Genomic DNA, 14,382 nt, shown 5'->3' with positions numbered 1-14,382 from the left:
CTACGAAAATGTTCAAATTAAACCTAAAAATAGCCTTACGTAACCTTTGGAAAAACAAAGGCTTCTCACTAATCAACATTGGTGGTTTGGCGATTGGCCTGGCCAGTTGCATGGTTTTGTTGCTATATGTTGCTTACGAGTGGAGTTACGATAAACAGTTCTCCAATCATGACAAATCTTATGTAGTTTATCAGAATATGGAGGCAAGCGGCAAAACTTTTAGCTGGGCGTGGACACCAAATGTGATGGCTAAAGAAGTGCAGGAAAAAATCCCTGGCGTTAAATATGCTTCTCACACCACTTACCCAAGAAAACAACTCATTACCGCTGGCGATAATAAGATCAATAGCAATGCCGTATTTGCCGATCAGAATTTTATTAAAATATTGGATTATAAATTTATTGAAGGTAATGCAGCCACAGTTTTAAAAGATGTAAATACTATTATTCTGACCAGCTCTTTTGCGAAAAAATTATTTGGAAATGAAAATCCTATTGATAAAACAGTAAAATTCGAAAACGGGGATGTACTAAAAGTTGAAGCGGTAATAGAAGATGTACCCGCAAACAGCAGCTTAATTTTCGAATGTATTATGCCCTGGGCATTGTTCGAAAAGCATCAATCCTGGGTAAAAGAAGGCAATTGGGGCAATAACATGTGTTTAACCCTTGTTCAGTTAAAGGATAATAACTTTTTCACTACTGCGAATGGTTTGATGCATGATATTTACAAACGCAATCAAAAAGATAATACATCAGTAGCTTTACTGCATCCTTTAACCAAATGGCACTTATACGATGATTTTCAAAACGGTAAATCGGTAGGTGGAAAAATAGATCAGCTTAAAATATTTTTGCTGCTGGCGTTTTGTATCCTGCTGATTGCCTGTGTAAATTTTATGAATTTATCTACCGCGCGCTCAGAGCGCAGGGCAAAAGAAGTAGGCGTACGTAAAGCAATCGGATCAACACGTAAATCGTTAATTAGTCAGTTTTTTTTAGAATCCCTGCTTATCACGTTTATCGCCACCGTTTTAGCTTTTATCTTAATTGAGGTGAGCTTACCATATTTTAATAATCTTTTGGATATTAAATTAACAATCGATTATCATAATGGCCCGTTTTGGTTAACATTTGTGGGGCTAATGGTAATCACTGGATTTATAGCTGGTAGTTATCCGGCACTTTATCTGTCTTCTTTCGAACCGATTAAAGTATTAAAAGGTTTTACCCTTAAAACAGATTCATCCGCTTCGGTACGGAAAGTATTAGTGGTTGGCCAATTCGTTTTTGCTGCTGGTTTAATTATTTGTACCGCAGTAATTTATCAGCAGCTTAATTATGTTAAAAACAAGCCTATTGGTTACGATCAATCCAATTTAATCCAGATCGCAGTAGTTGGCAGAATGAACGATGCAGCCAAAATAGAATTGCTTAAAACGCAACTCATAGAAGCCGGAGCAACCACTAATGTTACTACTTTTAGTACCGATTTTACCGAAGGAGGAGATAATACTACGGGTATAGAGTGGGAAGGTAAAAATCCGAATGAGAAAATTTCATTTAACCATAGAAATATAGGATATGATTTTACTGAAACCATTGGCACTAAAATGATCAGTGGTAGAGAGTTTTCTGCGAAATTTCCTAATGATACAGCGAGCGTACTGTTAAATGAGGCGGCAGTGAGCATGATGCAGCTGAAAAATCCTATCGGCAAAGTAATTACTTTCTGGGGAGATAAAAAACTAACTATAGTGGGTATTGTAAAAGATTTTGTGGTAGAAAGTGTTTACCAAAGAGTGGCCCCAATGATTTTTAGGGTAAATGGAAAGGACGATGCAAGGGTGATCATTGCACGTTTAAATCCAAATCAGAACATCAGTTCATCACTGGCTAAAATTGATGATTTAGTAAAACAGATTGAACCTAATTATCCGGTTAACCGCAAATTTGTGAACGAATCTTTTGAAATAAAATTTAAAAACGAGAAACTTTTAGGCACACTTTCTAACTGGTTTGGCGGTTTTGCCATCTTTATTTCCTGTTTGGGCTTGTTGGGCTTAGCCCTGTTTATGGCCGAGCAGCGTAAAAAAGAAATCAGTATCCGCAAGGTTTTGGGTGCCAGTACAGCCAACATCCTCACATTATTAAATAAAGATTTTATAAAACTGGTGGCCATTGCAAATATTATTGCCTTTCCCCTGGCTTATGTTATCATCAACAAATGGCTATCTGGTTTTGAATATCGGGTTTCCATTTCGGCATTGCCATTTGTTGCGGCTGTAGGCATATCAGTAATTATTGCGGTTTTAACGGTGAGTTTACAATCGGTAAAAGTAGCCAAAGCAAACCCTATTGATGCACTTAAATACGAATAAGCAATGCGCCTAGCGTTTGGCGATCAGCGCAAAACTTATCGCCAACCGCCAACCGCTTTACGCTAAACCTCACAAACATGTACAGATTAAACCTAAAAATAGCATTACGCAACCTGTGGCGCAACAAGGGCTTCACTTTGATTAACCTTGGCGGATTGGCCATTGGTTTGGCCAGTTGTATGATCCTTTTACTTTATGTAGCCTACGAATATGGTTACGATAAACAGTTTACGGATTACGATAAAACCTATGTGCTTTACAATAACCAGAAAACAGCTTCAGAAACTTTTAGTTTTATGGCTTTTCCCGGCAGGCTAAAAGACGAAATCAGGGATAAAGTGCCGGGAGTAGCTAAAGTAAGTCGCTTATCCTACGCAGAGCAGATGCTTATTTCCTATAACCATAACAATTTTAAAAAGAATGCCGTTTTCAGTGATCCTGATTTTATTAAAATGTTCGATTATAAGGTTTTAAATGGTAATAAAAATACCATGCTGAATAGTGTTGATGGTGTTGTTCTCACAGAAACGCTTGCCAAAAACCTGTTTGGTAATGAAGATCCTTTAAATAAAACGGTAAAACTCGATGAAAAAGAAAATTTAAGGGTGGAAGGTGTAATCGAAGATTCGCCGAAAAATTCAACGATCCAGCTGGATTATATCATGTCGTGGAAATTGTACGATAAATTAAACCCCTGGACGAAAGATAGCGGCTGGGGCAATAACTACTGTATGATGTTTTTACAGCTTCAGGATAACTCCTTTTTCGACCGTGCCAATAATGTGCTGAAAGGAACAATCAAATCGCACGATAAAGAAGCAAATGGTGAGCCTTTTATGCACCCGCTTTCAAAGTGGCATTTGTACGATAAATTTGAAAACGGTAAAAATGTAGGTGGAAAGATAGACCAGTTGAGGATATTTTTTCTGCTGGCTTTTTGTATACTTTTAATTGCCTGTGTTAATTTCATGAACCTTTCTACTGCCAAATCAGAAAAAAGGGCACGTGAGGTTGGAGTTCGTAAAGCCATTGGTTCTTCAAGAAGTAACCTGTTGGGGCAGTTTATGTTCGAATCTATCCTGCTTACTGCTTTAAGCATGTTGCTGGCTTTTGTACTCATCGAAGTGAGTTTGCCTTATTTTAATAACCTTTTGGGCATCACCCTCGAGGTTAATTACAGCGATTATAAATTCTGGACGGTATTTTTGGGTTTAACTTTGCTTACAGCCTTTATAGCCGGAAGTTATCCTGCATTTTACCTTTCTTCTTTCGATCCGGTTAAAGTTTTAAAAGGCTTTAAAATTTCGGGAGGCTCTACACTGTCTATCCGCAAATTCCTGGTAATATTTCAGTTTGTGTTTGCCGCCTGTTTGATTGTTTGTACCGCGGTAATTTATCAGCAGTTAAATTATATCAAAAATAAACCGATCGGTTACAATAGGGCAAATCTGGTGCAGATTTCTACTGAAGGCGAGTTTTCTAAAAAGGAAAAACGAGAGATATTGAAAGACGAATTGCTAAAATCTGGTGCCATCACCGCTGCTACCGAATATAGCCTGTCGCTAACCAGCGGAGGGAACAATACTTATGGCGTGAACTGGCCGGGCAAAAATGAAAAAGATAAAATCCTGGTAAACTTTAGGTTTACTAACCTCGATCTGACTAAAACTACCGGCATGGAAATTTTGCAGGGGAGGGATTTTTCTAAAGATTTTGTAGATACCGCCAGTGTAATTGTGAACGAGGCCCTGGTTAAGGTAATGGGCATGAAAGATCCGGTAGGTAAAATGATTACCTGGGATCAGCCTCTGAGGATTATCGGCGTATTGAAAGATTATGTAATGGAATCGCCTTATCAAAAAGCTGCTCCATTGCTTATTGCTCAAAATACCAACCGCGCTTCTACCATTATTATGCGCCTCAACGATAAGAGCAATATCACTTCGTCCATCAATAAGATCAATGAGGAAATTAAGAAGTTAAATCCATCATACCCAACCGAGATCAGGTTTGTGGATGATAATTTTGAACGTAAATTCAGGGATGAAAAACTGCTGGGTACACTTTCTAACTGGTTTGGCGGTTTTGCCATCTTTATTTCATGCCTTGGTTTATTAGGATTAGCCTTGTTTATGGCTGAGCAGCGCAAAAAAGAAATCAGCATCCGTAAGGTTTTGGGTGCCAGCACAGCCAACATCCTTACTTTATTAAACAAAGATTTTATAAAACTGGTTGCCATCGCCAACCTGATCGCCTTTCCACTGGCCTATATTATCATTAATAAATGGCTTTCGGGCTACGAATACCGGATTTCCATTTCCGTGCTTCCGTTTATTGTGGCCATAAGCCTGTCGGTTATTATTGCAATACTTACCGTAAGTGTGCAATCGGTTAAGGTGGCAAAGGCAAACCCGGTAGATGCACTTAAATATGAATAAGCTATGTGGTTAGCGTTTGGCGATCAGCGTAGAGTTATCGCTTACCACCAAACGCCAAGCGCTATAACCTTCCAACCCTCAACCTCAAGGAGATGTTTAAACTCAATTTAAAAATCGCACTGCGTAACCTTTGGAAAAACAAGGGTTTTACATTAATCAATGTTGGTGGCCTGGCAATAGGCATGGCCTGTTGTTTAATGTTGTTGTTGTATGTAAACTACGAATGGAGTTTTGATAAACAGTATAAAAATGCCGATAAGGTATATATTACTGCTTTGAATTTAAAATTTAACGGCAAACTGGCTACAACCATGGCGGTTCCGAATAAACTGGCAAAAGCAGGTGTTTCAGAGTTGCCGGGTATTAAAAGTGGTGCCCGTATGTCGATGAATAACGGACAGAAACTATACGGCCGTAACCAGCATAATTTTAAATTATCGGGGATGAACGTTGATCCTGATTTTTTGAAAATCCTTGATCATAAGTTTATCTATGGAGATCCGAATACTGCTTTATCCGAACCGAATAATGTATTGATCAGTCAATCAACCGCTAAAAAACTATTTGGCGAGCAAAATCCGATCGGACAAAGCATCAAATATGATAACAGGGTTAGTTTAAAAGTGAGCGCTGTTATCGAAGACCTGCCAAAAAACCAGAGCTTGCAATACGACCTGTTGCAGCCGTGGGCATTTTTTGAACAGGAAAATCCTTCTGAAAAAGAAAACGGATGGGGTTCCATTACCTGTTTAACCTTATTTCAGCTTAAAGATAATGCCTCATTTGAAGCTACAAACGCGGCTTTAAAACACTTTATTGTAAAAAAAGATCCCAATTTAAAAGAAATGACTTATGAGCCTTTTCTTTTTCCATTAAGCAAGCTGCACTTGTATGATGATTTTGATAACGGAAAAGTTGTGGGCGGGAAAATAGATCAGTTAAGGTTATTTGTTTTTCTGGCAATATGTGTGCTGTTTATTGCCTGCATCAATTACATGAACCTCTCAACCGCCAAATCAGAAAAACGTGCCCGGGAAGTAGGAGTGAGGAAGGCTTTGGGTTCTACACGGAACACCATTATGGGGCAATTTATGATAGAATCGTTACTATTGTCGTTTTTAGCCATGCTAATTGCATTTACCCTGCTCGAAGTTTCGCTGCCTTATTTTAACAATTTGCTGGATATTTCAATCAAAATCAATTATAATGCTGTTGGATTTTGGGCCGTTCTGCTTTCGATGGTGTTGATTACCGGTTTCCTTGCGGGCAGTTACCCTGCATTTTACCTTTCGTCGTTTATCCCGGTAAAAGTACTTAAAGGCTTTAAAGGATCTACAGGTTCGTTATCCATCCGTAAAACTCTGGTTGTGGTGCAGTTTAGCCTTTCTATCTGTATGATCATCTCGGCAATTGTGATTTATAGCCAGATCCAGCACCTTAAAAATAAACCCCTTGGTTTTGATGAAACCGCGTTGGCACAGATAGATCTGGAAGGCGAATGGACAAAACCAGAAAAACTCCAGACTTTTAAAAACGAACTCGAAAGGGCTGGTGCTACCGTTGCGGCAACCGAATATGCCAATTCTTTTACCAATGGTGGCTCTATTACGAGCGATATCGAATGGCCGGGTAAACCTAAAAATGATGTTTCTATAATCAATTATAGAAGTACAGGTTTCAATTTTGCTAAAACAACTGGTGTTAAAATTATTGAAGGAAGGGATTTTGATCCCAAATTTTCAGCCGATACCTCAACTTCACTTTTATTGAACCAAAGCGCTGTTAAAATCATGGAGTTAAAAAATCCTGTCGGTACCATTATCCATTGGGGCGATAATCCACCGCTTAAAATTGTAGGTGTGGTGCAGGATTATTCTAACGAATCGCTGGCTTCAAAAATACAGCCAACCGTTTATTACTATAATGTTAAAACCAGTAGAGTGCTGCTGCTTAAACTTAATCCTAAGCAGTCGCTTTCTAGCTCTATCGATAAAATAAAAGCAATAAGTCAGAATTTAAATCCTGCCTATCCGATTGAAGTAAAAATGGTTAGTCAGGGCATGGCCGAAAAACTCCGTAGCGAGCGTTTACTCAGTGCACTTTCTAATATTTTTGGTGGCTTTGCCATTTTTATTTCCTGCTTGGGCCTGTTGGGCTTAGCACTTTACACTGCCGAGCAGCGCAGCAAGGAAATCAGTATCCGGAAAGTACTGGGTGCCAATCTGTCGGATATATTAATCCTCCTGAACAAAGATTTTATGAAACTGGTGATTATTTCCAATATCATTGCTATTCCGGTGGCTTACATCCTGCTTGCTAAATGGCTCGAGAAATACGATTATAAAATTACGGTGAACCAATGGCCTTTTTTACTGGCGCTGTTAACCTCTGTAGTGATTGCCCTGTTAACCGTTAGCCTGCAAACATTTAAAGTAGCAAAGGCAAACGCTGTAGATGCACTTAAATACGAGTAAGAAATGTGTTAGGCGTTTGGCGATCAGCGTAGACCTATCGCTAAACGCCAAGCGCCTAACGCTATAACCCTAAACCTTTCAACCCTCAACCTCTAAAACATGTTCAAACTCAACTTAAAAATCGCACTCCGTAACCTTTGGCGGAATTGGGGTATCACCTCAATCAATATTGGTGGTTTGGCCATTGCATTGGCTGCTTTCATTTTGGTTACCATGTATTTTACTTTCGAAACAGGTTTTGATAAGTCAAACCCCAATTACAACGAAATTTATGTGATTGGAAGAACTTTGCCTGATTTTAAAACTAATACTACTTCTCCGCCATTGGGCAAAACCATTAAAGCCGAACTGCCCGAAGTGGTTTCTGTTGGGATTATGAAAATGAGCTATTTCGAGTTTCCCGTAACCAGTAAAAATGGGGTCGTTTTTTTAAGCAAATGCCTGTATCTCGATTACGATGCAGCAAAAATGTTTAACATTAAACCCAGCGGTGGCTTGCTAAGACCCGAAGATTCGGGTCAGAACTTGTTTTACCTAAGCAACGAAAACTATAAAACACTTTTTCCAGACAATAAAAGCGGTAAACCCGAAATGATCGGGATAGGGAGCAAATCTTCGGGTATAACCGGCAGGATAAGTGGAAGTATTTACGCAGATCCGCACTCCAATATTGCTTTTGATGCCATTTCGGTGGTAAAGGAAATGGGGGTGGGCGAGAATTATGGATATAACAATTACAACACCTATATCCAGGTAAAACCAGGAACGGATATTAATGCGCTCGAAGCAAAAGTGAATACAATTTATAAAAGGGAAATGCTAAAAGCCGGTGAAGATCCTAATAATAAGGATTTTAAAGCAACCAGAACATTCCTTGATCCATTAAAAAATCAGCACCTGAGGCCAAAAGCCGGCACCGATGCCAATTATAAAATACTCATGGCCTTATCTGTGCTGGGTATTTTAATTCTGGTAATTGCCTGTATTAATTTTACCAACCTTAGTATTGCACAGGCAGCCAAAAGAGCTAAAGAAGTCGGCGTTAAAAAAGTAATGGGTGCCTACCGATTCCAGCTTTCGATTCAGTTTTTAACCGAAATACTGATCCAGTGTTTTGTAGCCACCATTTTAGGGTTAATTATTGCAGAAATCATCTTGCCAAAATTTAATAACCTGTTTACGGTAAATCTATCCATCTGGACGGCCAATAGTGCCCTGTTTTGGCAACTGCCATTAATTTTGATTTTTATTACCCTTATTGCAGGCGTGTACCCGGCAATGGTTTTATCAGGCTTTAAACCGGCCCTGGTTTTAAAGGGCAATTTCCAAACCAGTAAACAAAGTTATTGGCTGCGTAATGGCCTGTTGGTTTTTCAGTTCAGCATTGCGGTTATTTTTATTACTGGTTTGTTGATTATCAATTCGCAGTTAAAATATATGCGTACCGAGGATGTCGGTTTCAAACCCGAGCAGGTGGTGTACATTAAAAATCTTACCATTTTCGGTTCGCCCAGCAAATTTGACCCGGTAAGGGATAGAATTGCCAAAATTCCCGGGGTAAAATCGGTAACGGTAGCCAATACAGTACCTGATGGCTCTGATGGCGGCAAAAACAGGTACACAGTTGATGGTAAAGAGCAAAGTTTGACTTTTACCGATGTTGGCTTTGATTATTTTGAAACGTTAAACATCAAGCTGAAAGAAGGAAGAACTTTTTCGAGGCAATTTAAAACTGATACTGCCAATTCTGCTATACTAAATGAAGCTGCTGTGGCCAGGTACGGACTAACCGATCCGATCGGTAAAACCATCAGGGGCTGCCAGAATAAAGAATATAAAATTGTGGGCGTAATAAAAGATTTCAAAACACTTGGTTTCGAAAAGCCCGTAGAACCTACCATTTACTCCATCAACGATCCCTGTGGAAACCCGAAAACTGAAATTATGCTGAAGATAGAAGAAAGCCGGATGTCGGAAGTATTAAGCACCCTTAAATCGCAGTGGCCCGAGATCAATAAGCTGGATGGCGATAATTTCCGCTACCAGTTTTTGGATGAAATGTATGGCCGGTTATTTAAAAAACAGGAACAATTACAGTCGGTATTTTTTGCGGCCGCATTGCTCACTATTTTTATTGCCATACTTGGTTTGTTTGCCTTTGCGAAATACATCACTACTGGCAAAATCAAGGAAATTGCCGTAAGGAAGATTTTAGGGGCAAGCAACCTGCAGATTTTTAAATTAATCAACAGTTCATTTTTTATCATGGTGCTCATTGCGAACATCATTTCGTGGCCTTTGGCTTATATTTTAACCAAAAAATGGCTCGATACTTTTGCCTACCGCATCGATTTGCCAATTTTACCATTTATGATGAGTGCCGGCTTAACCATTTTGTTAACCATTGTAACCGTAAGCATCCAGGCAAATGGCGCTGTAAAAGCAAACCCTGTTGACGCTTTGAAATACGAGTAGACTTGCGGATGGCGCCTGGCGTTAAGCGATAAGTCTTCGCAAAACGCCAAACGCTTTACGCCCAACACTAAAAATATGATACAACTTAATAACATCGAAAAGTACTACGCCAATAAGGGTGTTAAAAATTATGTGCTCCGCCTGGTTACCACAACCATTAAACAGGGAGAATTTGTTTCCATTATGGGGCCATCGGGTGCTGGAAAATCAACCCTGCTTAACATTATTGGCATGCTCGAAGAACCAACTTACGGTACTTATGAGTTTTTGGGAGAAAATGTAACCTCACTAAATGAACGTAAACGCATCGAACTTTACCGCAATCACATCGGTTTTGTATTTCAGGCTTATCATCTGATCGATGAAATGACGGTTTATGAAAACATCGAGGCCCCTTTGTTGTACAAAAAAATTGGTAGCTCCGAAAGGGCGAGCAGAATTGCCGATTTGTTAGATCGTTTTAACATTGTGGCCAAAAAAGATTTATTTCCAAATCAACTTTCAGGCGGGCAACAACAGCTGGTTGGTATTGCAAGGGCTTTGGCTGCCCAACCTTCCATTATCCTGGCGGATGAGCCAACCGGTAACCTGCAATCGGCACAGGCAGAAGAAATTATGGAACTCTTTAAAAAATTAAACCAGGAAGATGGCATTACCATTATCCAGGTTACCCATTCCGAAAAAAATGCACAATATGGAAACCGTATTTTACACATTGCCGACGGCGTGGTGAAAGAGGATATTAATGTGGCCTAAATAAGCTTTGTTAATGCAAAGGATGCATACAGATATATCATCCGTGTTTATCTGTATGCATTTGTGGTTAAAAACATTGAGTAGCAATGTCTTTGGCATAGGTTGATATAGTTCCGAAATAATATATATTTTTTCCCAGATTACTTAGGCTAATCATTAAATTCGTTTTCTAAAATCATTTTAATGAAACAGCTCCTGATTCTCACGCTTACGTTCCTTTCTATCACCTGTTTTGCCCAAGAACAGTTACCAATCATAAAAGCAAACTCCAAAACAGCAAAGATTTTGGAAGAAAATGGACTGGTAAAAAGCTGGACGATTGATCCGAAAACAAATCCTGATGTTTTCACCACTTCGAAACTGGTAAAAGCCAAGACGGTTAAATTTAAAACCGACATAGATTCCATTATCCTTACAATCAAACCCGGCGAAAAAAAGGATTTTATCGTACTTTTAAATGGTAAAGATTCATGCCTCACCAGGATTGCCAGTCCGGAAATAAAAAACTATAGTAAAACGAAACCCGAAATCCACGATAGCATCCCGCTAATTATCAATAGTGAAAGTACTATTTACGTTAAATCAGTACTCAGTAAAACCGACACGTTGAATTTAAACTTCGATAGTGGAACAACAGAACTGGTAATTACCAATAATGTACTTAAGAATAAAGTAAAGTCTGATCCTAAATTATACAATACCTACTATAACTTAAACATCGGCAATAGCGACTATAAAACCAAGGTTTACCCCGCCGAACTAACCGGGGTGGGTACCGATGGAAGGTTTGGCTGGGACCTTTTCGATGGGAAGATTGTTGAACTCAACTATGATAAAAATGTAATGGTTGTTCACTCTGTTTTGCCAAAATATGTAGGCCGGGATAAAAGCTTTACCAAATTAAACATTAAATACCTTTCCTCGCTTTTTCTGGTAGAAAGCACCATCGAACAGGGCAATACAAAGAATACAGATTGGTTCCTTTTCGATACAGGTTACCACCGAACCGCTATGCTTGATAACGACCTGCTTAAAACAGGAAATTTTCCCACAGATAAAATGGAAGTGATTAAAAAAGTAATCATGCACGGTGCCGCAGGAAATGAAATACCGGTGGTTACATCAAAACTGCAGACCCTTAAAATTGGTAAATACGACCTGAAAGATGTACCAGTGCAACTCATAACTGGTAACAAGCCACTAAGGGGAGCGAACATCCATATCTTGGGCAATGAAGTTTTAAAGCGCTTCAATACTTTTCTCGATTTCCAGAACAATGTAATTTACCTCAAGCCGAACCATTTTTATAATGATGATTATGTAGAGCAGAAAAAGAGCGGCGCGTAGATCTCATTTATAATNGATGATTATGTAGAGCAGAAAAAGAGCGGCGCGTAGATCTCATTTATAATAGAGTCGTCATCTCGACCGAAACGCAGTGGAGCGGAGAGATCTATCTCGAGACAGATATCTCGGCTACGTTACACTTCGCTCGAGATGATGGTAACTTTTGAGGGGTATTTACAAATGCATTTCCGCTTAGCTAGACCAAAGTACAGTTTCTCCGTTCCATTTAATTCCGGCCTAACAAATTTTTCGGGCTCCACCGACCAAGCCAACTTACTGGCTTCAAAAGAAAAATTTTCAGCCGGCATTTTTTGTTTCTTTTTGATGCCAAAAAGAAGGAGCCCTTCGGCGGCGGAGAGCCGAGGCAAGATTGTGCTGTAGGAAAAAAAATCAATTATCTGGTAATTTAAACCTTCATCGCTAAACCTTACCTTTGCTTCATGCAAAAAACGTTTACTGATCAGATGGGAAGAGAAATTACCATCAATTTCCCGCCCCAACGCATTATTTCTGTTGTACCTTCTCAAACAGAACTTTTGTTCGATTTGGGGCTCGATCAGGAAATTATCGGATTGACCAAGTTTTGCATCCATCCGATAGAAAAATTTGCAGCACGCACCAAAGTAGGCGGGACAAAAAAACTCAATATCGACCTGATTAAAGATTTAAATCCCGATCTGATTATCGGTAATAAAGAGGAAAATACACAAAGTGATATTGAAGAACTTGCCGGATATTTCCCCGTTTGGATGAGCGATATTTTTACACTTGATGATGCGATGAAAACCATTGCTGAAATAGGAGCACTGGTAAACCGCGAGCCCGAAGCCGGTTACCTGAACCACCTGATTTCGGCCGGCTTTAACGACCTGAAAACGCTTGCGCTTCAAAACCACATTAATAAAAAAGTAGCTTATCTGATCTGGCGTAAACCTTATATGACCGCCGGGAAAAATACGTTTATAGATAATATCCTGCTTACAAACGGCATGACGAATGTAATTGAAGAAGAACGTTATCCTGTTGTGATGTTAGAACAACTGAAAACCAGCAACTGCGAACTGATCTTACTGTCATCAGAGCCTTATCCTTTTAGAGAAAAACACATTGAAGAAATTCAATCGGCCATTCCCGATGCTAAAGTAATACTGGTTGATGGGGAGATGTTTAGTTGGTACGGCAGCAGATTGGTTAAAGCTGTTCAGTATTTTTTCGAATTCCAAAAACAACTTTATTAAACATACCGTTTTAATTGTTGTAAATTGTAGCATAAAATTAAATCAACCCGTTTAAACTATCATGAAAAGAATATTAGTATTATCCTTATTTGTTGCTGTAATTTCTGGCTGTAGCCCTTTAAAAGATGCAAACCATACCGGCTCTGTTACCGCAAGCGGAACTATTCAAAAACTTGGAATGAGCACCTTTCAATATGGTACGCATTTATTAAAAACCGACAATAAAACCTATGCTCTAAAAAGTGCTTCCATAAACCTTGATACCTATTTAGATAGAAAAGTTAAGATTAAAGGACGTAAAGTTAAAGGCTATCCGATAGATGGTGGTCCGGAACTGGTTGATGTAACACTGGTTGAGTTTTAGGTAAGATGGATGATGTAAGGCAAGTTGAGTTCATTCTCATCCATGGTCTCTGTCTCATAGACTATCGCTAAGTTTTACTTATCCATCACTAATTAAATTTTTATAAGTCATTATTAAAATTTGATTATTCAATTTAGTTTCTATCTTTGCAGTCCTTAAAACATCCTAACTGCGGAAGTGGCGTAATTGGTAGCCGCACCAGACTTAGGATCTGGCGCTTCACGGCGTGGGGGTTCGAGTCCCTTCTTCCGCACAACAAATAAAACCGTTCTGATTTAATATCAGAACGGTTTTTTTATGGCTCAATTCCACGCTTTGTGCCCAGGGTTGGTGTCCCCATGGTTGGTGTCCCCATGGTTTGTGTCTCCACAAACCATCGCTCTCTTATTAGTTTTTCTTCGAATAAGATTTCCTCTCCGTCCCGTAGGTGACGGCTCATGGGTAGCCAATTGACAAATTGGCGTTTTCGTTCCGTAGGAACGTTTCGTGTTTTATATAAGAATAGCATTTGCCGGCCCTGCCACCTAAACCCGATGGAAGTGGTACATCCCGATTTTACATCGGGATAAAGCGTAAAGCGGGACTGTATCATCCTAAGCGCTACTGAACATGCTTTCCGAAAAAAATAAAGTCTGTCCCCATGGTTTGTGTCTCCATAAACCATCGCATCGCTCTCTTATTAGTTTTTCTTAGAATAAGATTTCCTATCCGTCCCGTAGAGGACGGCTCATGGGTAGCCAATTGACAAATTGGCGTTTTCGTTCCGTAGGAACGTTTCGTGTTTCATATAAGAATAGCATTTACCGGCCCTGCCATCTAAACCCTATGGAAGCGGTCCTTCCCGATTTAACATCGGGATAAAGCATACAGCGGGACTGTATCATCCTAAGCGCTACTGAACCTGCTTTC

At 39.4% G+C, this 14,382-nt stretch carries 8 protein-coding genes and 1 tRNA gene; all 9 read left to right on the top strand.

All coding sequences use genetic code 11. From position 1 onward, the window contains the following. Window positions 1–8 precede the first annotated feature (8 nt). The 9 genes from DRW42_RS26470 to DRW42_RS26425 all read left to right on the top strand — a co-directional run bounded on the left by DRW42_RS26470 (window position 9) and on the right by DRW42_RS26425 (window position 13,726). Window positions 9–2,381 carry an ABC transporter permease gene (locus tag DRW42_RS26470; RefSeq protein ID WP_113951872.1) on the top strand — a complete coding sequence of 791 codons (2,373 nt, stop codon included), beginning with the start codon at window positions 9–11 and terminating at the stop codon, window positions 2,379–2,381. Window positions 2,382–2,458: 77 nt separating this feature from the next. Continuing rightward, window positions 2,459–4,819, top strand: coding sequence for an ABC transporter permease (locus DRW42_RS26465; RefSeq protein ID WP_113951871.1), 2,361 nt, complete (start codon window positions 2,459–2,461; stop codon window positions 4,817–4,819). A gap of 92 nt (window positions 4,820–4,911) precedes the next feature. Continuing rightward, window positions 4,912–7,293, top strand: a complete 2,382-nt coding sequence (locus DRW42_RS26460; RefSeq protein WP_113951870.1) for an ABC transporter permease — start codon at window positions 4,912–4,914, stop codon at window positions 7,291–7,293. Between the two features lie 99 nt (window positions 7,294–7,392). After that, complete coding sequence (locus DRW42_RS26455; protein ID WP_113951869.1) at window positions 7,393–9,768, top strand: ABC transporter permease; 2,376 nt, start codon at window positions 7,393–7,395, stop codon at window positions 9,766–9,768. Between the two features lie 75 nt (window positions 9,769–9,843). Next, window positions 9,844–10,524: an ABC transporter ATP-binding protein gene (locus DRW42_RS26450; RefSeq protein ID WP_113951868.1), complete on the top strand. Its 681-nt coding sequence runs from the start codon at window positions 9,844–9,846 to the stop codon at window positions 10,522–10,524. A gap of 183 nt (window positions 10,525–10,707) precedes the next feature. Continuing rightward, entirely contained in the window at window positions 10,708–11,871 is a 1,164-nt protein-coding gene (locus DRW42_RS26445) for a pepsin/retropepsin-like aspartic protease family protein (RefSeq protein WP_113951867.1), read from the top strand. A 440-nt stretch (window positions 11,872–12,311) separates the two neighbouring features. Then, window positions 12,312–13,109, top strand: coding sequence for a helical backbone metal receptor (locus DRW42_RS26435; RefSeq protein ID WP_113951865.1), 798 nt, complete (start codon window positions 12,312–12,314; stop codon window positions 13,107–13,109). Window positions 13,110–13,170: 61 nt separating this feature from the next. After that, on the top strand, window positions 13,171–13,473 hold the full coding sequence (locus DRW42_RS26430; RefSeq protein WP_113951864.1) for a hypothetical protein: 303 nt from the start codon (window positions 13,171–13,173) through the stop codon (window positions 13,471–13,473). Between the two features lie 171 nt (window positions 13,474–13,644). After that, window positions 13,645–13,726: transfer RNA gene (locus DRW42_RS26425), tRNA-Leu, on the top strand. The last annotated feature ends 656 nt before the right edge of the window (window positions 13,727–14,382 follow it).

Source organism: Pedobacter miscanthi (assembly GCF_003315595.1).
Lineage (GTDB): Bacteria > Bacteroidota > Bacteroidia > Sphingobacteriales > Sphingobacteriaceae > Pedobacter > Pedobacter miscanthi.
This window is presented reverse-complemented; position numbering and strand designations above follow the sequence as displayed.

Coding starts and splice junctions, on each gene's coding strand:
- DRW42_RS26435 (WP_113951865.1), top strand. CDS start 12,312: ATGCAAAAAACGTTTACTGATCAGATGGGAAGAGAAATTACCATCAAT.
- DRW42_RS26430 (WP_113951864.1), top strand. CDS start 13,171: ATGAAAAGAATATTAGTATTATCCTTATTTGTTGCTGTAATTTCTGGC.
- DRW42_RS26465 (WP_113951871.1), top strand. CDS start 2,459: ATGTACAGATTAAACCTAAAAATAGCATTACGCAACCTGTGGCGCAAC.
- DRW42_RS26470 (WP_113951872.1), top strand. CDS start 9: ATGTTCAAATTAAACCTAAAAATAGCCTTACGTAACCTTTGGAAAAAC.
- DRW42_RS26445 (WP_113951867.1), top strand. CDS start 10,708: ATGAAACAGCTCCTGATTCTCACGCTTACGTTCCTTTCTATCACCTGT.
- DRW42_RS26460 (WP_113951870.1), top strand. CDS start 4,912: ATGTTTAAACTCAATTTAAAAATCGCACTGCGTAACCTTTGGAAAAAC.
- DRW42_RS26450 (WP_113951868.1), top strand. CDS start 9,844: ATGATACAACTTAATAACATCGAAAAGTACTACGCCAATAAGGGTGTT.
- DRW42_RS26455 (WP_113951869.1), top strand. CDS start 7,393: ATGTTCAAACTCAACTTAAAAATCGCACTCCGTAACCTTTGGCGGAAT.